Source organism: Thalassobaculum litoreum DSM 18839 (genome assembly GCF_900102465.1).
GTDB lineage: Bacteria > Pseudomonadota > Alphaproteobacteria > Thalassobaculales > Thalassobaculaceae > Thalassobaculum > Thalassobaculum litoreum.
Genome location: NZ_FNBW01000001.1, coordinates 319,441 through 340,499, shown reverse-complemented (window position 1 = coordinate 340,499; position 21,059 = coordinate 319,441). Strand labels below are relative to the sequence as shown.

Sequence of the window (21,059 nt, the reverse complement as noted above, 5' to 3'; positions counted from 1 at the left end):
CGATCGTCGCGGGCCGGCACGGGCCGGTAGCGATCAGGGCTCGGATCGTACGCTCCGGATCACCGGAATGTCCAACTCCCGGATCTTCTTGCGCAGGGTGTTGCGGTTCAGCCCGAGCAGCTCGGCGGCGCGAATCTGATTGCCCCGCGTCGCCCTCAGGCTCAGCGAGATCAGCGGCCGCTCCACCTCGCGCAGCACCCGCTCGTGCAGGCCGGAGGCGGGAAGCTCGTCCTTGTGGGCGTTGAAATAGGCCGACAGGTGCCGTTCCACCGCGCTGGACAGGTTCTCGTCGTCGACCGCCGGGGCCACCCCGTCGCCGTCGACCATCGGCGGCTCGGCCAGCTCGGCATCGATCGCCTCGGCGCCGATGATTTCCTCGACATAGAGCGCGGCGAGGCGGCGGCAGAGGTTCTCCAGCTCGCGCACGTTGCCGGGCCAGGAATAGGCCTGCAGCCGGGTGATCGCGCCGGCGTCCAGGTGCTTGCTCGGCAGGCCCTCGGCCGGCATCTGCGCCAGGAAATGGCGGGCCAGGTCGGGCACGTCCTCGCGTCGTTCCCGCAAGGCCGGCAGGCGGATCGGCACCACGTTCAGGCGGTAGAACAGGTCCTCGCGGAACAGGCCCTGGCGGATCAGCTGGCGCAGGTCGCGGTGGGTGGCGGCGACGATGCGGACATTGGCCTGGATCGGCGTGCGGCCGCCGACGGTGGTGTACTCGCCTTCCTGCAGCACGCGCAGCAGACGGGTCTGCGCCTCCAGCGGCATGTCGCCGATCTCGTCCAGGAACAGGGTGCCGCCCTGGGCCTGCTCGAACCGGCCGGTGGCGCGCACGGTGGCGCCGGTGAAGGCGCCCTTCTCGTGGCCGAACAGCTCCGACTCGATCAGTTCGCGCGGGATGGCGGCCATGTTGATGGCGACGAACGGCCCCTCGGCGCGCTTGCCGTAATCGTGCAGGGCGCGAGCCACCAGTTCCTTGCCGGTGCCGCTCTCGCCGGTGATCATCACCGTCAGGTCGGTGCCCATGAGCCGGGCCAGGACCCGGTAGATCTCCTGCATGGCCGGCGAGCGGCCGATCAGCGGCAGGGTGTCCTCGTTACGCTCGGCGAGCTGGCGGACCTCGCCTTCCTGTTCCTTCACGCCGGGCGCCGGGGCGGCCAGCGCCTTGCCGACGGTCGCCACCAGTTCGTTCAGGTCGAACGGCTTGGGCAGGTATTCGAAGGCGCCGCGCTCGCTCGCCTTGACGGCGGTCAGCAGGGTGTTCTGGGCGCTCATCACGATGACCCGCAGGTCCGGACGGATCTTGCGGATGCGCGGCAGCAGGTCGAGGCCGTTATCGTCCGGCATCACCACGTCGGTGATCACCAGATCCCCCTCGCCGTCCTCGATCCAGCGCCACAAACCGGCGGCCGTGCCGGTGCTGCGCACGGAATGGCCGAGCCGGGTCAGGGCATGGCCGAGAACGGTCCGGATCGCGCGATCGTCGTCGGCGATCAGGATGGACGCCGCCCGCTGGCTCATATGCTGGTGCTCCCACCGCTGTCGGTTTCCGGGGCGGACGGCTGATCGCGCCGGCGGCGCACCCGGCGCGGCTTCGGCGTGTCGACGATCGGCAGGGTGAGACGCAGGATGGTCCGGCGCGGCACCGAATCCACCTCGATCACGCCGCCATGGTCGGCCACCGCCTTGGCGACGAAGGCCAGTCCCAGCCCGGATCCGTTGGTCTTCGTGGTCACGAAAGGTTCGAACAGGTTGGCCTGAAGCTCCTCGGGGATGCCGGGGCCGTTGTCCTGCACGGTGACCTGCAGCGGCAGATGCACCCGCTCGCGCGAGCCGGCGACGGCGACCCGCATGCCGTGGCGGTAGCTGGTGGTCAGCGTGATCTCGCCCCCCTCCTCCGGCACCGCCTCGCTGGCGTTCTTGATCAGGTTGAGAAACACCTGCACCAGCAGGTCGTGGTTGCCGAGCACCGCCGGAAGCGACGGGTCGTAGCGCTCGATGAAGGTCGCCTTGCGGCCGAAGCCGTTCTGGGCGACCCGGCGGCAGCGCTCCAGCACCTCGTGGATGTTGACGGCCGTGCGCTCGATCGGCCGTTCGTCGCTGAACACCTCCATGCGGTCGACCAGGGCGCAGATCCGGTCCGTCTCGTCGCAGATCAGGCGGGTCAGGATCTGCTCGTCCCCGTGCACCGACTGTTCGAGAAGCTGGGCGGCCCCGCGGATGCCGGACAGCGGGTTCTTCACCTCATGGGCCAACATCGCCGCCATGGCGCTGACCGACCGCGCCGCCCCGCGATAGGAGAGCTGGCGGTGCATCTTCGACGCGATGGTGCGCTCCTGAAGATTGACCGCCACCGCACCCGGCACTTCCGGGATCGGCGCGATCTGCACGTTCACCACGATCTGCCCGATGCGCGGGGACTCGATCTCCAGGTCGTAGTCGCTGAGCCCCGATTGGGAGGCGCGGGACTGGGCGACCATGCCCAGCAGCGGGCTGTCCTGGGGCACCCAGTCGGTCAGGCTGCGGCCGGCCGCCGCCGCCACGCTGGAGGCGAGAAGGTTCTCCGCCGCGATGTTCAGCGACAGCACGCAATTGTCGCCGTCCAGCACGATCACCGCCCATGGAAGGGCGTTCAGGACCGTGTTGCCGTCCAGATAGGAGGGGAGCTTGCCCGGCTCCAATGTGGCCACTGCCGTCATGCGGCGATCCTCCCCGCATTTTCATTGCCCGACTTCCCGTCGGAGCCGAAGTCGGCGAAGAACCGGTCGATCTCGGCGAAAACGACCGACGGCTCCGTGGTGTTGTTGACGCGCTGACGGAAGGCGGCCGAGCCGGCCAGGCCCTCGGTGTACCAGCCGATATGCTTGCGGGCGTTGCGGATGCCCGACTGCACGCCGTAATGGCTCAGCATCGCGTCCAGATGCTCGGCCAGAATGTCGCGGCGTTCCCGAGCGTCCGGGTCGGGCCGCGGCGTCTCGCCGTTGAGCGCGGCGGCGACCTGTGCCGGCAGCCAGGGCCGGCCGTAGCAGCCGCGCCCGATCATCACCCCGTCGGCGCCGGACTCCGCCAGGCAGGCCCGGGCGGTCGCGATATCGACCACGTCGCCATTGGCGACCACGGGCAGCGACACGGTGTCGACCACCGCGCGGATACCGGACCAGTCGGCGGTGCCGGTGTACATCTGGCAGCGGGTGCGGCCATGCACGGTGATCAGCCGGATCCCGGAGGTCTCCGCGATGCGGGCCAGTTCCGGCGCGTTGCGGTTGTCGGCGTCCCAGCCCAAGCGCATCTTCAGCGTGACCGGCAGGTCGACGGCCCCCACCACCGCCTCCATGATCCGGCCCGCCAGCACCTCGTCGCGCATCAGCGCCGAGCCGGCGTATCTGTTGACGACCTTCTTGGCCGGGCAGCCCATGTTGATGTCGATCGCATCGGCACCGCGATCGGCCATCATGCGCGCGGCCTCGGCCATCACCTCGGGCTCCCAGCCGGCGATCTGCACCACAGCGGGCGTATCCTCGGCGTCGATCTCCGCCTTGCGGGTCTCTTCCAGGACGTCGCGCAGCACCGCGTGGCTGGCGATCATCTCGGTGACCACCAGCGGCGCACCCAGGCGGCGCGCCAGCCGGCGGAAGGGACGGTCGGTCACCCCGGACATCGGCGCGACCACGACGGGCGCCGACAGGGTATGGGATCCGATTTGAATGCACATTAAATAGGCATCCACCGATTGTGATCAATGTTTGGGCAAGATAGCCGGGAATCTATGTATCGCAAAGGGTCTATGCGTCCCGGCCCGGATCGATCCGCTCCGCGCCCCCGAAACGCGTCAGTTCCCGACCAGCGCGTGCACCGCTTTCACACCGGGATAGGCAAGGGTGAGAAGCAGATAGACCGCGAGAACGCCGCGTACCGCGCGCCGGCCCCGCAGACCCAGCCGGGCATGGGCGAACAGGATTCCCCCTACCACGGCGAAGGCGCCGAGCGACAGAACGGACTTGTGGTCGCCGCTCAGCCAGACATGACCCGCTGTCACGTTCAGGGCGATTCCCGACAGGATGCCGACACCCAGAACGATCTCGGCGGTGGTCAGCAGACGGAACACCAGCGCCTCGGCATCGGCGACTGACGGCAGTCCGGCGCTCATGCCGCCGGAGCGCTTGGCCTTGAGCGCGCGCTCCTTGAGGACCACGCCGAGACCGGCCACCGCCGCCAGGGTCGCCAGCGCATAGGTCGCCAGCGACACCACGATATGCAGGATCACCCAGCCCTCGGGCATGCCGCCGACGCCGCCGACCGCCGGCGCGTCGAGCACGCTGGCCAGGGCGACCATGATCAGCAGATACGGGCCGAGCAGGCCGGCGAGCCGGGCCATGGTCCGCGACAGCGCGGAGACCGCCGCGAACAGGCCGACCGTCGCCGCTGCCGACACCCACAGGGCCGCCCCCAGGCCGCCGTCCCAATGGTCGCCGAACCGCACCAGGGTCCAGCCGACCACGCCGAGGGCGGCGACCGCCACCGCGATCCAGAACCGCCGGTCGCGGGCCGGCTGCGGCCGCGACGCCAGCAGCGCCATCGGCAGGATGGAAACCACCGCCGACAGATTGACCAACAATGAGTTGCCCAGCAGAGACATGGGCCGTTGCCTACACTAAGATCCGCCCCCACTCCAGCGGCCACGATAGACCCTATTTTCTGCAATGACTTCCCGGATCGTCCACCCATGACCACCATTGCCCTGATCGTCGCCGCCGGTAAGGGCGAACGCGCCGGCGGCGGCGTGCCGAAACAGTACCGGCCGCTCGGCGGCCTGCCCGTTCTGCGCCGGGCCGTGCTGGCCTTCAGCCGGCATCCCCGGATCGACGCGGTACGGGTGATGATCGCCGAGGAGCATCGCGCCCTGTACGACGCGGCGGTGGCGGGTCTGGATCTCGGCGCGCCGGTGATCGGCGGGGCGGAACGCCAGGCCTCGGTGCTGAACGGGCTGGAGAGCCTGGCCGATGCAGCTCCGGAGATCGTGCTGATCCACGACGCCGCCCGGCCGCTGGTACCGGCCGGCGTGATCGACCGGGTGCTGGACGCGCTGGACGCGGCTCCCGCTGCCCTGCCCGTGCTGGCGGTGGCGGACACCCTGAAGCGCGGCGAGGGCGGGCTGGCCGCCGGCACCGTCAGCCGCGACGGTCTGTGGCGGGCGCAGACGCCCCAGGGCATGCGGTTCGACGCCGTGCTCGACGCCCATCGCCGGGCCGCGGCCGAGGGTGTGACCATGACCGACGACGCGGCCCTGATGGAATGGGCCGGACACGCGGTGGCGCTGGTGGCCGGATCGGAGGATGCGATGAAGATCACCACGGCGCAGGACTTCGCGCTCGCCGACCGGCTGCTGGCCGGCGCCCTGGAGACGAGGGTCGGCACCGGTTTCGACGTGCACCGGCTGGGCGCCAAGACGCCCGGCGGGGTCGACGGCGTGGCGCTCGGCGGCATCGTCATTCCGCACGACCAGGCCCTGCTCGGCCATTCCGATGCCGATGTCGGCCTGCACGCGATCACCGACGCCCTGCTCGGCGCGCTCGGCGACGGCGATATCGGCGCCCATTTCCCGCCCAGCGACCCGCAATGGAAGGGGGCGGCCTCCCATATGTTCCTGGCCGATGCCTGTCGGCGGGTGCGAAAGGCCGGCGGCGCTATCCGCCACCTGGACCTCACCGTGATCTGCGAGCGGCCCAAGGTCGGCCCGCACCGCGAGGCCATGCGCGCCCGCATTGCCGAGATCTGCGGCGTGCCGGTGGCCCGGGTGTCCGTGAAGGCGACCACGACCGAGCGGCTTGGCTTTCCTGGCCGCGGCGAGGGCATCGCCGCCCAGGCCGCCGCGACCATCGCCCTGCCCGCGCCTGATCTTACCGTGCCCGACCTTACCGACCAGGAGGACCTGTGAGCGACCGCCCCGCCCCGGCGCGCCCGTCCCTCGCCTCCCCGGCGGTGCTGATCGCCACCGGGCTCGGCACCGGCTACCTGCCGAAGGCGCCGGGCACCTGGGGCTCGCTGCTGGCGGCCGTGCTGGCCTGGCCGATCGCCCAGGCCGGCGGCACCCCGGCGCTGCTGGTGGCGGCGGTGCTGGCGACCGGGGTCGGCACCTGGGCCACGGGCGTCTACATGGCGCGCACCGGCACGCACGATCCGGGTTCCGTGGTGATCGACGAGGTCGCCGGGCAGTGGCTGGCCCTGGCCCTGTGCCCGCTGCATCCGCTGTGGTGGGTCGTCGCCTTCGTCGCCTTCCGCGCGGCCGACATCACCAAGCCGTTCCCGGCGAACCGGATCGACCGCGACATGCGCAGCCCGTTCGGCGTGATGCTGGATGACCTGGTGGCCGGCGCCTATGCCGCCCTGGTGGTCTGGATCGCCGCCGCCTGGCTGTGGACGACACCTTGATCTTTGCCTCGGAGGTTCTGATGCTCCCCGCCCCGCTTCTCGCGCTTGCGACCGACGTTCTGGACCGGGCCAAGGCGCGCGGCGTGATGATCGCCACCGCCGAATCCTGCACCGGCGGCCTGATCGCCGGATGCCTGACCGAGATCGCCGGGTCCTCGGCGGTGGTGGAGCGCGGGTTCGTGACCTATTCCAACGAGGCCAAGACCGAGATGCTGGGGGTGGCGGCCGACACGATCGAAGCTGTGGGCGCGGTGTCGGAGGAAGTGGCCCGCGCCATGGCCGAGGGGGCTCTGGCAAGGTCCCGGGCGGGGCTGACCGTGGCGGTCACCGGTGTGGCCGGGCCGGGCGGCGGCTCGGCGGAGAAGCCGGTCGGTCTGGTGCATTTCGGCTGCGCGCTGGACGGGGGCGAGACGCTGCACCGCCGGGAAGTGTTCCCCGGCGACCGTTCCGCCGTGCGCGAAGCGACGGTCCGCACAGCGCTTGAGATGCTGCTGGGACGGTTGTAGGCGGACACGCGGCAACGGAGTCGGCTGGGTCCCGGCCGACCTCCGGGTCAGGCCCGGAGCTCGCCGGGATGACGATAAAATATAAATGAAATCATAAGATTAAATACACTCACCCCGTCATCCCGGACGCATCCCGGACTTGATCCGGGGGCGGGCCGGGACCCAACCCGGGCGCTCGGGGCTTGTCCCGCGTCCCTTACCCGTACAGCGTCTTCGCCCGATCCTCGAAGGCCTGGACCATGCGGCGGACGGCCTCGTTGAAGAACAGGCCCATCACCCGCTGCAGCACCATGTTCTTGAACTCGAAATCCACGTAGAAATCGATCATGCAGCCGCCCTGCTCCTGCGGGACGAAGACCCAGTGGTTGTTCAGGTAGCGGAACGGACCGTCCGTATAGGTCACGTCGAGCCGGTGCTCCTCGGGGTGCAGCTCGACCCGGGAGGTGAAACGCTCGCGGATCAGTTTGTAGCCGATCATCAGGTCGGCGAAGAACACGCTGCCCTCGCGCTTCTTGATCCGCGCGCCGACGCACCACGGCAGAAACTCCGGGTAGGTCTCCACGTCGGCGACGAGCGCGTACATCTGGTCCGGGGAATACGGAACGATGCGCTTTTCGGCGTGTGTCGGCATTCAGCGGCGATCGGGTCGGTTAGTCGGCGGCGGGCGCGGCGGCCGCCGGCTCGATCGGTGCAGAGTTCGGCGCAGTACCGGGAGCGAGAACCGCGTCGGCCTCGCGCACCGGCTTGCCCGCCAGCCGCGCGTCGCGGGCGGCGCGGAGCCGGGCGAAGTCGTCGCCGGCGAAATACGACGAGCGGGTCAGCGGCGAGGACGAGACCATGAGGAAGCCCTTGTTGAAGGCCCGGCTCTTGTAGGTGTCGAACTCCGCCGGCTCCACGAACCGGTGGACCGGATGGTGCTTCGGCGTCGGCTGCAGGTACTGGCCGATGGTCATGAAATCGACCTCGGCCGAACGCAGGTCGTCCATCACCTGATGAACCTCCTCCGGCCCCTCGCCCAGGCCGACCATGATGCCGGACTTGGTGAAGATCGACGGGTCCATCTCCTTTACCTGGTGCAGCAGGTGTAGCGAGCCGAAATAGCGCGCGCCCGGCCGCACTGTGCCGTAGAGCCGCGGCACGGTCTCCAGGTTGTGGTTGAACACGTCCGGCTTCGCACCCACGACAATGGCCAGCGCATCCTGCTTGCGCCGGAAATCGGGGGTCAGCACCTCGACCGTCGTGCCGGGCGAGTGCTTGCGGATCTGCAGGATGGTCTCGGCGAAATGTCCCGCCCCGCCGTCGGGCAGGTCGTCGCGGTCCACCGAGGTGATGACCACATGGTTCAGCCCGAGCTTGGCGACCGACTTCGCCACGTTCTCCGGCTCGTGCGGATCGAGCTGGTCCGGCCGGCCGGTCGCGATGTTGCAGAAGGCGCAGGCCCGGGTGCAGACCGAGCCCAGGATCATCATCGTGGCGTGCTTCTTCGACCAGCATTCGCCGATATTCGGGCAGGCCGCTTCCTCGCACACGGTGTGGAGGTTGTGGTCGCGCATGATCTTGCGCGTCTCCTGATAGGTCGCCGAGGTCGGCGCCTTCACCCGGATCCAGGCCGGCTTGCGCTTCTGCACCGGATTGTCCGGCTTATGCGCCTTCTCGGGATGGCGGACCCGCGCCTTGTCGGCAGATGTGGTCGCCTCTGTCATTGCTCGGTCCTTTGCAGGCTCGATCCGTGCGGAATTGCGAACCTCAGAAGTGGATGGCCCGGCCGTAGGCGTCAAGGACGGATTCGTGCATCATCTCGCTGAGGGTCGGGTGCGGGAAGATGGTGTGCATCAGCTCCGCCTCCGTGGTCTCCAGGGTCATGGCCACGCCATAGCCCTGGATCAGCTCGGTCACCTCGGCGCCGATCATGTGGGCGCCCAGGAATTCGCCGGTCTTGGCGTCGAAGATGGTCTTCACCATGCCCTCGGGCTCGCCGAGCGCGATCGCCTTGCCGTTGCCGATGAACGGGAACTTGCCGACCTTCAGCTCGTGGCCCTTTTCCTTGGCCTGCGCCTCGGTCATGCCGACGCTGGCGATCTGCGGGCGGCAGTAGGTGCAGCCAGGCACCAGGTTGGTGTTCAGCGGATGCAGGCCCTTCACCCCGGCGATCTTCTCCACGCAGAGCACGCCTTCGTGGCTGGCCTTGTGGGCGAGCCAGGGCGGGCCGGTCAGGTCGCCGATGGCGTAGACGCCCGGCTCGCCGGTCTCCATCCATTCGTTGGTCACCACGTGGGTCTTCTCGACCTTCACCTTGGTGCCGTCTAGGCCGATATCCTCCACATTGCCGACGATGCCGACGGCGAGAATGACCCGGTCGACCTCCAGGGTCTCCTTCTTGCCCTTCACCTCGATCTCGGCCTTGGCCCCCTTGGCGGTGGCCTCCAGCTTGTGGACCTTCGCACCCGTGTGGATCTTCATGCCCTGCTTGGTGAACTGCTTCAGGGCAAAGGCGGAGATCTCCGCGTCCTCGGCCGGCAGGATGCGGTCCACGACCTCGACCACGGTCACTTCCGCGCCCATGTCGTGATGGAAGCTGGCGAACTCCATGCCGATGGCGCCGGAGCCGATGACCAGCAGCTTCTTCGGCATGGTCTCGGGCACCATCGCTTCCTTGTAGGTCACGATGGTCTTGCCGTTCGGCTCCATGCCCGGGAGCGTGCGCGCACGGGCACCGGTGGCCAGAATGACGTGCTTGGCGGTGTAGGTGCCGGCCGACTTGCCGTCCTTGGTCACCTCCAGCTTGCGCAGCTTGCCGTCGGTGCCGGCGAGCTTGCCCTGGCCGTCGATGACGGTGACCTTGTTCTTCTTCAGCAGGTGGCCGACGCCCGAGGAAAGCTGCTTCGCGACATCGCGCGACCGCTTAACCACCTTCTTAAGATCGAACGATATGTCCTTGGCGGAAAAGCCATAGGCGTCGAGGTTGTGCAGGATGTGCCCGACCTCCGAGGAGCGCAGCAGCGCCTTGGTCGGGATACAGCCCCAGTTCAGGCAGATGCCGCCGAGATGCTCGCGCTCGACCACCGCCGCCTTCATGCCGAGCTGGGCGGCGCGGATCGCGGCGACGTAGCCGCCCGGCCCGCCGCCGACCACGATGACGTCGAATTGGGTATCGGCCATAACGCGCCTCCCCTTACAGCAACATGGTGAGCGGATCTTCGATCAGCTTCTTGAAGGCCGCCAGGAACTCGGCCCCGACAGCACCGTCCACCACCCGGTGATCGACCGACAGGGTGCAGCTCATCACCGTGGCGACGGCCAGCGCGCCGTCCTTGACCACCGGACGCTGTTCGCCGGCACCGACCGCCAGGATCGCGCCCTGGGGCGGGTTGATGACGGCGGCGAAGTCCTTGATGCCGAACATGCCCAGGTTGGAGATCGAGAAGGTGCCGCCCTGGTAGTCTTCCGGCGACAGCTTGCCTTCCCGTGCCCGGCCGGCGAGATCCTTCATCGCAGCCGAGATCTCGATCAGGCCCTTGGAGCCGGCATCGCGGATCACCGGGGTGATCAGACCGCCCTCGATCGCCACGGCGACGGAGATGTCGACCTGGTCGTAGATCCGGATCGCCTTCTCGGTCCAGGTGGCGTTGGCCGCCGGAACCTGCTTCAGCGCGATGGCCGAGGCGCGGATCACCAGATCGTTGACCGACAGCTTGTATTTGTCGGACTTGGCGTTCAGGTCCTTGCGAACCTTCAGCAGATCGTCGATCTCGCAATCGACGGTCAGGTAGAAATGCGGGGCGAACTGCTTGGATTCCGTCAGGCGCTTGGCGATGACCTTGCGCATGTTGGTGTTCGGAATTTCCTTGTAGCTCGGCAGGCCCGGCACGTCCGGCGACGGCGCCTGGGCCGGTGCGGCGGCTGCAGCAGCCGGAGCCTGGGCGGGAGCGGCAGACTGTGCAGCGGCCTTCTTCGGCGCGCCGCCTTCCATCGCCTTCTCGATATCCGCCTTCACGATGCGGCCGTTCGGGCCGGAACCGTCGACGTCGTTCAGATCGAGACCGGCCTGCTCGGCCATGCGCTTGGCCAGCGGGCTGGCGAAGACGCGCCCGCTGCTGCCGCCGCTCTTGGCCGGGGCCGGCGCGGGCTTCTCCTGCTGAGCCGGCTTCGGCTCGGGCTTGGCCTCCCGCTTCGGCTCCTCCTTGGGAGCCTCTTCCTTCTTCGGGGCGGGCGCAGCCTCGCCGCCATCGGCGGGGATGTCGTCGGCGCTCTCGCCCTCTTCGAGCAGATAGGCGATCACCGCGTTCACGGCCACGCCCTCGGTGCCGTCGGAAACCACGATCTTGCCGATCGTGCCCTCGTCGACGGCTTCCACTTCCATGGTCGCCTTGTCGGTCTCGATCTCGGCGATCACGTCGCCCGGAGAGACGGTGTCGCCCTCCTTGACCATCCACTTGGCGAGGTTGCCCTCGGTCATGGTCGGCGACAGGGCCGGCATCAGAATGGGAGTAGGCATCGCTCGGTCCCCCTCAGGCGCGGTAGCAGGCGGCTTTGGCCGCGGCGACGATATTCTCCACCTGCGGCACGGCCAGCTTCTCGAGATTGGCGGCATACGGCATCGGCACGTCGGCGCCGGCGACCCGGCCGACCGGGGCGTCCAGATGGTCGAAGGCGACCTCCATCACCTGGGAGGCGATCTCCGAGCCGATGCCGGAGAAGGCCCAGCCCTCTTCGGTGGTGACCAGACGGTTGGTCTTCTGCACCGAGGTGACGATGGTCTGGATGTCGAGCGGGCGGATGGTGCGCAGATCGATGACCTCGGCCTCGATCCCCTCCTCCGCCAGCTTCTCGGCAGCCTCGAGCGCCTTGCCGACCATGATCGAGAAGGCGGTGATGGTCACGTCCTTGCCCGACCGCACGACCTTGGCCTTGCCGATCGGCAGCACGAAGTCCGGATCCGTCGGCACGTCGAAGGACTGGCCGTACAGAACCTCGTTCTCCAGGAAGATGACCGGGTTCGGATCGCGGATCGCCGCCTTCAGCAGGCCCTTGGCATCGGCCGCCGACCAGGGCGAGACGACCTTGAGGCCCGGGCAGTGGGCGTACCAGCTCGCATAGCACTGGGAGTGCTGGGCGGCGACGCGGGAGGCGGCGCCGTTCGGGCCGCGGAACACCAACGGACAGCCCATCTGGCCGCCGGACATGTACAGCGTCTTGGCGGCGGAGTTGATGATCTGGTCGATCGCCTGCATGGCGAAGTTGAAGGTCATGAACTCGACGATCGGCTTCAGGTTGCCGAAGGCGGCGCCGACGGCGAGGCCGGCGAAACCGTGCTCGGTGATCGGGGTGTCGATGACCCGGTCGGCGCCGAACTCGTCCAGCAGCCCCTGGGTGACCTTATAGGCGCCTTGGTACTCGGCGACCTCCTCGCCCATGAGGAAGACTTCCTCGTCCTTGCGCATCTCCTCGGCCATGGCGTCGCGCAGGGCCTCGCGCACGGTCTGGCGCGTGGTGTCCTTGAAGAACTTGGCCTCGTCGATGTCGTCGGGGAGCTGGGTCGCGGTCGCCAGCGGCGAGCCGGGATCGCCCGCGGGCGCGGAGACCGCGGCCGGACGCTTCGGCGCATCCGCCAGCTCCGACGATGCCTCGTCCCTCTCATCGCCGTCGTCGGACTTGGTCTCGGCCTTCGGCGCCGGGGCGTCGCCGCCATCGGCGGGGATGTCGTCGGCGCTCTCGCCCTCTTCCAGCAGATAGGCGATCACCGCGTTCACCTGAACGCCCTCGCTGCCCTCGGAGACGACGATCTTGCCGACGGTGCCCTCGTCGACGGCTTCCACCTCCATGGTCGCCTTGTCGGTCTCGATCTCGGCGATGACGTCGCCGGCGGAGACCGTGTCCCCTTCCTTCACCATCCATTTCGCGAGGTTGCCCTCGGTCATGGTCGGCGACAGGGCCGGCATCAGAATGGGAGTAGGCATTCGGTGTCCCCCCTCTCGGGTGCAGCGGTCATGTCGCCCCTCGGGGCCGGACCGCGCGTTCTGTTTCGCTCGCGACCTTGGCGGGCGCGCTCAGCGCGCCTCGATCAGCACGTCGGTCCAAAGTTCCTCGACGTCCGGCTCCGGGCTCTGCTGCGAGAAGTCGGCGGCGTCGGTGATCAGGTCCTTCACCTCGCGGTCGACCTTCTTCAGCGTGTCCTCGTCCACGCCCTGCTCCAGCACCAGACGGCGCAGGGTGTCGATCGGGTCGTGCTCCTGGCGCATCTTGTTGACCTCCTCCTTTGACCGGTACTTGGCCGGATCGGACATGGAGTGGCCGCGATAGCGGTAGGTCTTCATTTCCAGGATGTACGGGCCCTTGCCCTCGCGGCAGTGCTTGACCGCCTTCTCGCCGGCGGCCTTGACCGCCAGGACGTCCATCCCGTCGACCTCTTCGCCGGGAATGCCGTAGGCGTGTCCGCGCTGCGCCAGGGACGGACCCGCCGCCGAGCGCTGCTGCGAGGTGCCCATGGCGTATTTGTTGTTCTCGATGATGAAGATCACCGGAAGCTTCCACAGCGCCGCCATGTTGAAGCTCTCGTAGACCTGACCCTGATTCACCGCCCCGTCGCCGAGATAGGTGAGCGAGACCCGGTCGGTCTTGCGGTAGCGGTGATTGAAGCCGAGGCCGGTGCCGATCGGCACCTGGGCGCCGACGATGCCGTGGCCGCCGAAGAAGTTCTTCTCACGGCTGAACATGTGCATCGAGCCGCCCTTGCCCTTGGAGTAGCCGCCGATGCGCCCGGTCAGCTCCGCCATCACGCCGCGGGCTTCCATGCCGCAGGCGAGCATGTGGCCGTGGTCGCGATAGGAGGTGACGACCGTGTCGCCGTCCTCGATCGCCGCCTGCATGCCGACGACCACCGCCTCCTGGCCGATATAGAGGTGACAGAAGCCGCCGATCAGGCCCATGCCGTAAAGCTGGCCCGCCTTCTCCTCGAAGCGCCGGATCACCAGCATGTCGCGGTAGAAGCCGACGAGCTCGTCCTTGGACGGCATGGCCGGTTTCGCGGACGCGGATTTGGTGGTTCGGGACGTGCGTTTGGCGGCGGCGGGCTTCTTCGCGGCACCCGAGGAATTCGAGGCCGATTTCGTCGTGGCTGCACGGGCCATGGGTCTCCCCCTGTTCGTGGCCGGGGCGCGTTGAATCCACGCCAACTCGGTATCCACACAACTAAGGGAAAGGCGTTACATTTTCAAGATGCCTAACATCTTGTGTTGCAACGCAAAAACGTAACTTAACTTGATTTTGGTTAAGCCGTCGAAATCGCTCAGCGAACGGCCGCTTGGAGCACCAGACCGTCCTTCGGGACGAGGCCGTTGCCGATCACCACCGAGTTGGACGGAACATAGCCGAGCACCAGGCGGGCGCGCTCCTCGAGCATGTCGGTGTCCAGGTTGTTCGGATTCAGGCGCGCGACCTTGTTCTCCAGCGCCTCGCGTTCGGAGGCGACCTCCGCAAGCACGTCGCTGGCCTCGGCGATCTCGATATCGAGCCGCTGCCAGGCCCGCAGACCACGATCGCCCTCGACCGCGTGATAGGCGAAATACGCCATCAGCAGCGAGGCCATGAGAGGGCCGAGAACCTTGGGAACGCGGCGCTTCAGTTCAGCGGACAGGGACACCGAACCCTCCAATCTGCGAATACGACGCATTGAATCATGAAGGGGATTAACGGTCACCGTGAACAGAACGCGAATCGACGCCCGGCCAAGGGCGAATCCGCGCCACTGTTGCAGAAATGACTCAGACTTTCGGGGCGCGCCGCTGGGCGTGCTTGCGTGCCCGTTCGCGCCAGGCGTTCAGCACATCGGCGATGATGATGGCGTCGCCGGAGCCGTCCTCGAAGACCAGACCGACCGGCAGGATCTGGGTCTTGCCGGTCAGGAAGCGGTTCATCGCGCGGCCAATCCCGGTGCCTCGGTCGGCGTCGAACACCACATAGGCCAGCTTCGCCCCGCGGGCGGTGCCCCGGCCGGAGACCGAGAACTCCGAGACCTCGTCCCAGCCATACCGGCGCACGGTCCACAGCTTGGCGACGGTCAGTCCGTCGCGGTCCAGATGCACCTGCAGCCGGTTCAGCACGTTCGTCGCCAACAGGAACAGAGCGCCGGCGACGATGCCGATCCCCACCATCGCCGCCCCGGTCTCCAGCCGCGGCTCCTCGCCGGACATCAGCCCGAATCCCGAGGCGACCACCACGGCGCAGGCGAGCGGGAACACCCCGCGGCGCCATCCCGGCAGCGTCAGCGTGGCGCTGTCGCCCAGCCGGGACGGATGGGTGCGCGGCTTCTCGGCCACGGCGCGGTCCTTGCGGCCGGTCCCGACCGGCGCTCAGCCGGCCAGCGGTGCGAGCGACTGGCGGCCGGCGTAGCGGGCTGCCGGGCCGAGCGCCTGTTCGATGCGCAGGAGCTGGTTGTACTTGGCGATCCGGTCGGAACGGGACAGCGAGCCGGTCTTGATCTGGCCGGCATTGGTGGCCACCGCGATATCGGCGATGGTGGTGTCCTCGGTCTCGCCCGAACGGTGCGAGATCACCGTGCCGAAGCGCGCGCCCTGGGCGGTGGTGATGGTCTCCAGGGTCTCCGACAGGGTGCCGATCTGGTTGACCTTGACCAGGATGGCGTTGCCGCTCGCCTCGGCGATGCCGCGCTTCAGGCGCTTCGGGTTGGTGACGTACAGGTCGTCGCCGACGATCTGCACCGTCTTGCCGATCTCGGCGGTCAGCGCCTTGAAACCGTCCCAGTCGTCCTCGGCCAGGGCGTCCTCGATCGACACGATCGGGTAGCGCGCGCACAGATCGGCGTAGAGCTTGATCATGCCGTCGGTGTCGAGCGTCTTGCCCTCGCCCGCCAGCTCGTACTTGCCGTCCTTGAAGAACTCGGTGGAGGCCGGGTCGAGGGCGATCATGACGTCCTCGCCCGGGGTGTAGCCGGCCGCCTCGATCGACTTCATGATCGCACCCAGCGCCTCGTCGGCGCCCTTGAAGCTCGGCGCGAAGCCGCCTTCGTCGCCCACATTGGTGTTATGGCCGTCGGCCGCCAGCCGCTTCTTCAGCGCCTGGAACACCTCGGCCCCGCAGCGCAGCGCCTCGGCGAAGGTCGGCGCCGCCACCGGCATGATCATGAATTCCTGGAAGTCGATCGGGTTGTCCGCATGGGCGCCGCCGTTGATGATGTTCATCATCGGTGTCGGCAGCACATGGGCATAGGCGCCGCCCAGATAGCGCCACAGCGGCTGCTCCATCTCCGACGCCGAAGCCTTGGCGACGGCCATGGACACGCCCAGCAGGGCGTTGGCGCCCAGCCGGCCCTTGTTCTCGGTGCCGTCCAGCTCGATCAGCGCCCGGTCGATCAGAAGCTGCTCGGAGGCCTCGCGGCCGGACAGGGTGTCGAAGATCTCGCCGTTCACCGCGTCGACGGCGGCGAGCACGCCCTTGCCGCCATAGCGCTTGGGATCGCCGTCGCGCTTCTCCACCGCCTCGTAGGCGCCGGTCGAGGCACCCGACGGGACGGCGGCGCGGCCGATGGCGCCCGTCTCCAGCGCCACATCAACCTCGACGGTCGGATTGCCTCGGCTGTCCAGGACTTCGCGGGCGGTGATGTCGATGATGGCGCTCATGTCTGTCCTCTACACAGGAAGGGTGGCGGTGGATGCGGTCGGTGCGTCCAGTGGGCGCGCACTCAATAGCCTTGCTCCCGGCTGCATTCAACACGCCAAGTTCAACGGGACGTGACCGATCGGCCGGTTCCAGGTTGCGCGGCGGGTTTGTAATTCACCCGCAGAAGGACTAGATTAGCAGTGTTGCCCGACTGACAGATCGGGAAGCGACGAATTAAGGAGCGCGACATGGCAATCGCCGGCGTCGACACACAGGGCGGTTCACAGCTTACCGCCCTACGGAATTTCCAGCAGCCGGACCGGACGGACGAAACCCGTACGCAGGAAGCACGCGAGGCGCGTTTCGGCGCCAACGACACGTCCGAGACCGAGGCGCGGCAGGACCGCTTCGGCACCGAGAGCAGCCCGCCACCGGGTCAGGGCCAGGGCCAGGGAACGAGCGTTCCGGGAACCTCCCTCGACAACCAGTCGCTGAGCGCGCTCATCCAGGCGACCCAGGAGCAGGACACCCAGTCGGCTCAGGCCGCCAGCCAGGACGAGGAGCGCCAGGAAGAGGCCAGTGCCGCCAACAGCACGAACTCGCTGGTGCCCGGCGCGAGCGAGCAGAGCGGTACCGGCTCCGGCGACGGACGGGGCGTTTCCTTCCTCGTCTGACCGCCTCCCTGAACGCAGGCACCGCGGCGGCCTTCGGGCCGCCGTTTTCATTTCCGCGCGGCCTTCGGGCCGCCGTTTTCATTTCGGCCGGTGCCTGTAGACTGCCCGGAACGCTGGTTGCGAGAGGGATGACCGATGGCCGATAGCCCCACCACGCCCTCCTACCCGGCCCTGTCGGTTCCAAGCGAGACCGGCAACGGCTATCCGGAGCCCTACGCCGAGCCCTCTTCCGGCCGCATCAAGCGCAAGCTGGGCAATCACGGCGGCATCACCAATTTCGGCGTGAACCACGTCACCCTGCCCGCAGGCTGCCAGTCGTCACTGCGTCACTGGCACACACGGCAGGACGAGTTCGTCATGGTGCTGACCGGCGAGCTGGTGCTGCAGACCGACGCGGGCGAGAGAGCGCTCGGCCCCGGCGACTGTGCCGCCTTCCCCAAAGGCACGGGCGACGGTCACGCGCTGCAGAACCGTTCGGATGCCGAGGCCACCTATCTGGAGATCGGCGACCGCGCCGAGGGCGACGAGGTCGATTACTCCGACATCGACATGGCCGTCCGCTGGATCGACGGCGCGGAATACTTCGTGCGCCGCAGCGACGGCTCGGTGATCCAGAAGGCCTAGGGCGGGTACTCAGAAACGATCGGGGGCGATGATCGTTTTCCGTACGTCTGCGGCGGTTGATCAATCGACTGCATACGTCGGGGATGCGGGACGGCGCTGCCGTTCGCGGCGTCAGAGCTTTCGCCACACGGATACGTGTTTGCCGCTCAGATGGTCGAAGGGCGAGCGATCCCAATCGGACCATCGGAACTCCAGCTTCATACCGGCAATCTCTGCCATCAGATCGAGTTCAGATGGCCACGCATAGCGGAATGGGATCGAAACGTGCGTGTGGCGGTCATCGTCCATCCAAACGTGGTTCGACCTGTAGGTCTGCGTAGCAAGGTCAAACACATCGACGCCGAAGTGTCGGAGGTCGCTCGCGAATGCCAGCATCGTTTCGCCAAACCCCATCTTTTGGATGGGCGGTACCTGCGTCTCGACAAGAAACCGCCCTCCAGATGCCAGATGCAAGGCAGCGTTCTTGAAACAGGCAACCTGCGCCTGCTGTGTCGTCAGATTATCGATGGTATTGAAAACAAGAAAGACGAGCGAAAAGTTCCCGGCAACGCGTACCGACGTCATGTCGCCGATCACGACCTCGATAGGTGCCGAGGTTTCCTTTGCGCGCAACTTTTCGACCATGGCGCTGGAAAGCTCGATACCCTTCACGAGCGCGCTTCGCTCGGCAAGCGGTATGGCTATTCGGCCCGTTCCGACGGCGAATTCAAGGATCTCCCCGCCATCGGACAAGTCGATCAGACAATCAACGGTCTGCCGGATTAAGGCAGGGTCATTGCCGCCGTGATTCTGATCGTACGTTTCCGCGATTCTTTCGTCGAAATATCCATCGCGGCTCACGAGATCGATCTCCTCAATGCAGTTAGGCGCGCCGCGATGAGGCTGTGGTCGGGCGTTTATGAGACCACGCCCTAACCCGCGGCGGCCGACAGCAGCCCCGCCGCCCGGGCCTGGGCCAGGTCGGCCGCCTGATCCCGCCCGGTCGCCTTCAGCGCGGCGGCGTACTTGCCCCAGCTCCAGGCCGAATTCGGCTTCGCCGCCGTGCGTTCGGCCAGCAGCGCGCGGGCCAGCATCGGATCGGCCTCCACCGCCGCGGTGACCAGCATCTCCTCGAACACGTCGCGCTGGGCATGGCTGCCGCCCATGCAGTACAGGTCGTAGCGCACCGGGTAGAGCGCTTCCACCACCGTCGCCGCGTCGCCCCTGGCGAGTGCGGCCATCGCCTCGGCCGTCGCTGTGCCGACCCGGGCGGCGACCCGGCCCTGGGTGGTCGCGGCGTTGGCGTAGCTCTCCAGATGGCTCGCCAGGGTGGCCGCGGCCTGCGCCTCCCCGCCCTTGATCAGCGCCATCAGGTAGTGCAGCGACACGAAGATCAGCTCGTGATCCTCGGCGTGGCGCAGGGAGACCCGGGCCAGCTCCTTCCAGCGGTCGCCGACATCGACCCCGTACATCTCCAGCCGCCACAGCAGCGACGCGCCGTTGCAGACGTCGAGATACATGTCGGCGTCCAGGTCGGAGGCGATCTGCCGGTCGTACAGCGCCAGAACCGCGTCGATCTCGCCCCGCTCCAGATGGAACAGCGCCTGGTGCCAGTACAGGTGGAAGCGGAAGTTGTTGGTCGCGGACCAGTCCCGCTCGAGCCCGGCGACCCAGTCCACGCCCTCGCGGTGGCGGCCCTGCATCTCCATGATATGGGCGACCGCGTGCACGGCCCAGGCATCGGCCGGGTTGCGCTCGACGGCCTCTCGGCCGAACGGCTCGGCGGCGGCGTAGTCGCCCGCCTCCTCCAGCCCGAAGGCGTGCATGCCGAGCAGGAAGCCGTAATCCGGGTCGTCCTTGCTCCAGTCCGGCAGCACCCGGGCGGTGCTGTCGCGCATCATCCGGCCCTCGCCGGCGTAGAAATGGTTGAAATGGGCCAGCCGCAGGGCGAGCGCGTCCTTGGGATACTCCAGCACCGCCCGCTCCCAGCAGGCGGTGGTGCGGTCGACATCCTCGGCACACCAGGCCTCCAGGGCGGCCAGATGCAGCGCCTCGCGCTCGGTCACGCCGTGGGTCTCGGCCCGGGTCTTGGCCTCGGCCAGCACCTTCTTGGCGCGCTCGGCCATCGCCCCGCTGCCGAACAGCTTGAACAGATAGCCCTTGGCCACATGGGCCAGCGGCATGTCCGGATCGGCGGCGAAGACCTGCTTGAGCCGGTCGCCGATATCCCGGCCGAAGCCGAGATAGGAGGTGACCATGCCGTCGAAGGCCTCGACGGCCTCCGGCCGCGCGGTGGTGTAGGTCAGGCCGTAGCGGCCTTCCTGGAGTGCCATGAAGCTCCTTGCCCGCCCGCTGTCGGGCGTGATCGGATTCCCTCAGTCGAGCGTGATCGGGTTCGCTTTGGCAATGCTATCGAAGGCTTTGAAGGTCGCCAACAGGCCGCCGACCTGATCGAGCGGCACCATGTTCGGGCCGTCCGACGGAGCGCTGTCCGGCTCCGGGTGGCATTCCATGAAGACGGCGGCCACACCGACCGCCAGGGCTGCGCGGGCGATCACCGGCACGAACTCGCGCTGGCCGCCCGACGAGCCGCCCTTGCCGCCCGGCTGCTGCACCGAGTGGGTGGCGTCGATCACCACCGGATAGCCGTCGCGGGCCATTTCCGGCAGGCCGCGCATGTCGGAGACCAGGGTGTTGTAGCCGAAGCTGGTGCCCCGGTCGGTCAGCAGGATCTGCTGGTTGCCGGTCGCGACCACCTTGGCGGCGATGTTGGCCACGTCCCAGGGGGCGAGGAACTGCCCCTTCTTGATGTTCACCGCTTTGCCGGTCTCGCCGGCGGCGACCACCAGGTCGGTCTGCCGGCACAGGAAGGCCGGGATCTGGAGCACGTCCACATACTCGGCGGCGATGGCGCATTGCGGCGGCTCGTGCACGTCGGTCAGCACCGGGCAGCCGAATGTCTCGCGCACCTCGGCCAGGATCTGCAGACCCTGGTCGATGCCCACGCCGCGCCCGGCGTTCAGGCTCGTGCGGTTCGCCTTGTCGTAGGACGACTTGAAGATCAGCGGCACGCCCACCTCGCCGCAGACCTTCACCAGTTCCCCGGCGATCTCCAGCGCATGCTCCCGGCTTTCGATCTGGCACGGACCGGCGATCAGCGTGAACGGACGGTCGTTGGCGACGGCGAGGTCGCCGATGCGAACGGTGCGGGAGGCAACCATGGGATCAGCCCTTTGCT

Annotated in this window: 22 protein-coding genes; 6 read left to right on the top strand and 16 right to left on the bottom strand. The window is 67.9% G+C overall.

The window, feature by feature from the left end; translation table 11 throughout:
* Window positions 1-33: 33 nt before the first annotated feature.
* From ntrC to ccsA, 4 genes are all read right to left on the bottom strand, one after another.
* Entirely contained in the window at window positions 34-1,515 is a 1,482-nt protein-coding gene (gene ntrC / locus BLS34_RS01565) for a nitrogen regulation protein NR(I) (RefSeq protein WP_028794846.1), read from the bottom strand.
* Window positions 1,512-2,693: a two-component system sensor histidine kinase NtrB gene (locus BLS34_RS01560; RefSeq protein ID WP_093147635.1), complete on the bottom strand. Its 1,182-nt coding sequence runs from the start codon at window positions 2,691-2,693 to the stop codon at window positions 1,512-1,514. Before BLS34_RS01560 ends, ntrC begins: the two co-directional genes overlap by 4 nt.
* The gene (dusB, locus tag BLS34_RS01555; RefSeq protein WP_093147632.1) at window positions 2,690-3,706 is read right to left on the bottom strand and encodes a tRNA dihydrouridine synthase DusB; all 1,017 of its coding nucleotides are present in this window, start codon (window positions 3,704-3,706) and stop codon (window positions 2,690-2,692) included. The genes BLS34_RS01560 and dusB overlap by 4 nt, the downstream gene beginning before the upstream one ends.
* A gap of 117 nt (window positions 3,707-3,823) precedes the next feature.
* On the bottom strand, window positions 3,824-4,630 hold the full coding sequence (gene ccsA, locus BLS34_RS01550) for a cytochrome c biogenesis protein CcsA (protein ID WP_093147630.1): 807 nt from the start codon (window positions 4,628-4,630) through the stop codon (window positions 3,824-3,826).
* Between the two features lie 87 nt (window positions 4,631-4,717).
* Between ccsA and BLS34_RS01545 the strand changes: the two genes are divergently transcribed.
* From BLS34_RS01545 to BLS34_RS01535, 3 genes are read left to right on the top strand one after another with little or no spacing between them, the layout of a single operon-like run.
* Window positions 4,718-5,929: a bifunctional 2-C-methyl-D-erythritol 4-phosphate cytidylyltransferase/2-C-methyl-D-erythritol 2,4-cyclodiphosphate synthase gene (locus tag BLS34_RS01545; RefSeq protein WP_093147627.1), complete on the top strand. Its 1,212-nt coding sequence runs from the start codon at window positions 4,718-4,720 to the stop codon at window positions 5,927-5,929.
* Window positions 5,926-6,423 (top strand): phosphatidylglycerophosphatase A family protein, encoded by a 498-nt coding sequence (locus BLS34_RS01540; RefSeq protein WP_093147625.1) that lies wholly within the window; start codon window positions 5,926-5,928, stop codon window positions 6,421-6,423. Before BLS34_RS01545 ends, BLS34_RS01540 begins: the two co-directional genes overlap by 4 nt.
* Before the next feature lie 20 nt (window positions 6,424-6,443).
* Complete coding sequence (locus BLS34_RS01535) at window positions 6,444-6,929, top strand: CinA family protein (RefSeq protein WP_093148116.1); 486 nt, start codon at window positions 6,444-6,446, stop codon at window positions 6,927-6,929.
* 196 nt (window positions 6,930-7,125) lie between these two features.
* Here BLS34_RS01535 and BLS34_RS01530 read toward each other — a convergent pair whose 3' ends face one another.
* The 6 genes from BLS34_RS01530 to pdhA all read right to left on the bottom strand — a co-directional run bounded on the left by BLS34_RS01530 (window position 7,126) and on the right by pdhA (window position 13,942).
* Complete coding sequence (locus tag BLS34_RS01530; protein ID WP_093147622.1) at window positions 7,126-7,560, bottom strand: type II toxin-antitoxin system RatA family toxin; 435 nt, start codon at window positions 7,558-7,560, stop codon at window positions 7,126-7,128.
* Between the two features lie 19 nt (window positions 7,561-7,579).
* A complete protein-coding gene (lipA, locus tag BLS34_RS01525; RefSeq protein ID WP_093147620.1) occupies window positions 7,580-8,632 on the bottom strand; it encodes a lipoyl synthase in 1,053 nt (350 codons plus the stop codon).
* A 43-nt stretch (window positions 8,633-8,675) separates the two neighbouring features.
* Window positions 8,676-10,088 (bottom strand): dihydrolipoyl dehydrogenase, encoded by a 1,413-nt coding sequence (gene lpdA, locus BLS34_RS01520; RefSeq protein WP_093147618.1) that lies wholly within the window; start codon window positions 10,086-10,088, stop codon window positions 8,676-8,678.
* A gap of 13 nt (window positions 10,089-10,101) precedes the next feature.
* A complete protein-coding gene (locus BLS34_RS01515) occupies window positions 10,102-11,424 on the bottom strand; it encodes a pyruvate dehydrogenase complex dihydrolipoamide acetyltransferase (RefSeq protein ID WP_093147616.1) in 1,323 nt (440 codons plus the stop codon).
* Window positions 11,425-11,437: 13 nt separating this feature from the next.
* Window positions 11,438-12,886, bottom strand: coding sequence for a pyruvate dehydrogenase complex E1 component subunit beta (locus tag BLS34_RS01510; RefSeq protein ID WP_093147614.1), 1,449 nt, complete (start codon window positions 12,884-12,886; stop codon window positions 11,438-11,440).
* Window positions 12,887-12,976: 90 nt separating this feature from the next.
* Entirely contained in the window at window positions 12,977-13,942 is a 966-nt protein-coding gene (gene pdhA, locus BLS34_RS01505) for a pyruvate dehydrogenase (acetyl-transferring) E1 component subunit alpha (protein WP_245701885.1), read from the bottom strand.
* Between pdhA and BLS34_RS26345 the strand changes: the two genes are divergently transcribed.
* Window positions 13,932-14,090, top strand: coding sequence for a hypothetical protein (locus BLS34_RS26345; RefSeq protein ID WP_211228908.1), 159 nt, complete (start codon window positions 13,932-13,934; stop codon window positions 14,088-14,090). The genes pdhA and BLS34_RS26345 overlap by 11 nt on opposite strands.
* Before the next feature lie 124 nt (window positions 14,091-14,214).
* On the opposite strand, the gene BLS34_RS01500 is transcribed toward BLS34_RS26345, so the two are convergent.
* The 3 genes from BLS34_RS01500 to eno all read right to left on the bottom strand — a co-directional run bounded on the left by BLS34_RS01500 (window position 14,215) and on the right by eno (window position 16,564).
* Window positions 14,215-14,568, bottom strand: a complete 354-nt coding sequence (locus tag BLS34_RS01500) for an FtsB family cell division protein (RefSeq protein WP_245701884.1) — start codon at window positions 14,566-14,568, stop codon at window positions 14,215-14,217.
* Window positions 14,569-14,689: 121 nt separating this feature from the next.
* Entirely contained in the window at window positions 14,690-15,244 is a 555-nt protein-coding gene (locus BLS34_RS01495) for a hypothetical protein (RefSeq protein ID WP_028794855.1), read from the bottom strand.
* A gap of 33 nt (window positions 15,245-15,277) precedes the next feature.
* Window positions 15,278-16,564 carry a phosphopyruvate hydratase gene (gene eno, locus BLS34_RS01490; protein WP_028794856.1) on the bottom strand — a complete coding sequence of 429 codons (1,287 nt, stop codon included), beginning with the start codon at window positions 16,562-16,564 and terminating at the stop codon, window positions 15,278-15,280.
* A 228-nt stretch (window positions 16,565-16,792) separates the two neighbouring features.
* On the opposite strand from eno, the gene BLS34_RS01485 reads away from it, so the two are divergent.
* The gene (locus BLS34_RS01485; protein ID WP_028794857.1) at window positions 16,793-17,218 is read left to right on the top strand and encodes a hypothetical protein; all 426 of its coding nucleotides are present in this window, start codon (window positions 16,793-16,795) and stop codon (window positions 17,216-17,218) included.
* A gap of 135 nt (window positions 17,219-17,353) precedes the next feature.
* Window positions 17,354-17,842: a cupin domain-containing protein gene (locus BLS34_RS01480; RefSeq protein WP_051244815.1), complete on the top strand. Its 489-nt coding sequence runs from the start codon at window positions 17,354-17,356 to the stop codon at window positions 17,840-17,842.
* Between the two features lie 111 nt (window positions 17,843-17,953).
* Here the strand turns inward: BLS34_RS01480 and BLS34_RS01475 are convergent, their stop codons facing one another.
* The 3 genes from BLS34_RS01475 to kdsA form a co-directional block, all read right to left on the bottom strand.
* Entirely contained in the window at window positions 17,954-18,682 is a 729-nt protein-coding gene (locus BLS34_RS01475; protein ID WP_093147610.1) for a class I SAM-dependent methyltransferase, read from the bottom strand.
* A gap of 71 nt (window positions 18,683-18,753) precedes the next feature.
* Entirely contained in the window at window positions 18,754-20,154 is a 1,401-nt protein-coding gene (locus BLS34_RS01470; RefSeq protein ID WP_093147608.1) for a tetratricopeptide repeat protein, read from the bottom strand.
* A 42-nt stretch (window positions 20,155-20,196) separates the two neighbouring features.
* On the bottom strand, window positions 20,197-21,042 hold the full coding sequence (gene kdsA, locus BLS34_RS01465; protein WP_093147606.1) for a 3-deoxy-8-phosphooctulonate synthase: 846 nt from the start codon (window positions 21,040-21,042) through the stop codon (window positions 20,197-20,199).
* Between the last annotated feature and the right edge of the window lie 17 nt (window positions 21,043-21,059).

Coding starts and splice junctions, on each gene's coding strand:
- ntrC (WP_028794846.1), bottom strand. CDS start 1,515: ATGAGCCAGCGGGCGGCGTCCATCCTGATCGCCGACGACGATCGCGCG.
- BLS34_RS01470 (WP_093147608.1), bottom strand. CDS start 20,154: ATGGCACTCCAGGAAGGCCGCTACGGCCTGACCTACACCACCGCGCGG.
- lpdA (WP_093147618.1), bottom strand. CDS start 10,088: ATGGCCGATACCCAATTCGACGTCATCGTGGTCGGCGGCGGGCCGGGC.
- BLS34_RS01515 (WP_093147616.1), bottom strand. CDS start 11,424: ATGCCTACTCCCATTCTGATGCCGGCCCTGTCGCCGACCATGACCGAG.
- dusB (WP_093147632.1), bottom strand. CDS start 3,706: ATGTGCATTCAAATCGGATCCCATACCCTGTCGGCGCCCGTCGTGGTC.
- BLS34_RS01560 (WP_093147635.1), bottom strand. CDS start 2,693: ATGACGGCAGTGGCCACATTGGAGCCGGGCAAGCTCCCCTCCTATCTG.
- pdhA (WP_245701885.1), bottom strand. CDS start 13,942: ATGCCGTCCAAGGACGAGCTCGTCGGCTTCTACCGCGACATGCTGGTG.
- BLS34_RS01480 (WP_051244815.1), top strand. CDS start 17,354: ATGGCCGATAGCCCCACCACGCCCTCCTACCCGGCCCTGTCGGTTCCA.
- BLS34_RS01535 (WP_093148116.1), top strand. CDS start 6,444: ATGCTCCCCGCCCCGCTTCTCGCGCTTGCGACCGACGTTCTGGACCGG.
- eno (WP_028794856.1), bottom strand. CDS start 16,564: ATGAGCGCCATCATCGACATCACCGCCCGCGAAGTCCTGGACAGCCGA.
- kdsA (WP_093147606.1), bottom strand. CDS start 21,042: ATGGTTGCCTCCCGCACCGTTCGCATCGGCGACCTCGCCGTCGCCAAC.
- BLS34_RS01510 (WP_093147614.1), bottom strand. CDS start 12,886: ATGCCTACTCCCATTCTGATGCCGGCCCTGTCGCCGACCATGACCGAG.
- lipA (WP_093147620.1), bottom strand. CDS start 8,632: ATGACAGAGGCGACCACATCTGCCGACAAGGCGCGGGTCCGCCATCCC.
- BLS34_RS01545 (WP_093147627.1), top strand. CDS start 4,718: ATGACCACCATTGCCCTGATCGTCGCCGCCGGTAAGGGCGAACGCGCC.
- BLS34_RS01485 (WP_028794857.1), top strand. CDS start 16,793: ATGGCAATCGCCGGCGTCGACACACAGGGCGGTTCACAGCTTACCGCC.
- ccsA (WP_093147630.1), bottom strand. CDS start 4,630: ATGTCTCTGCTGGGCAACTCATTGTTGGTCAATCTGTCGGCGGTGGTT.
- BLS34_RS01530 (WP_093147622.1), bottom strand. CDS start 7,560: ATGCCGACACACGCCGAAAAGCGCATCGTTCCGTATTCCCCGGACCAG.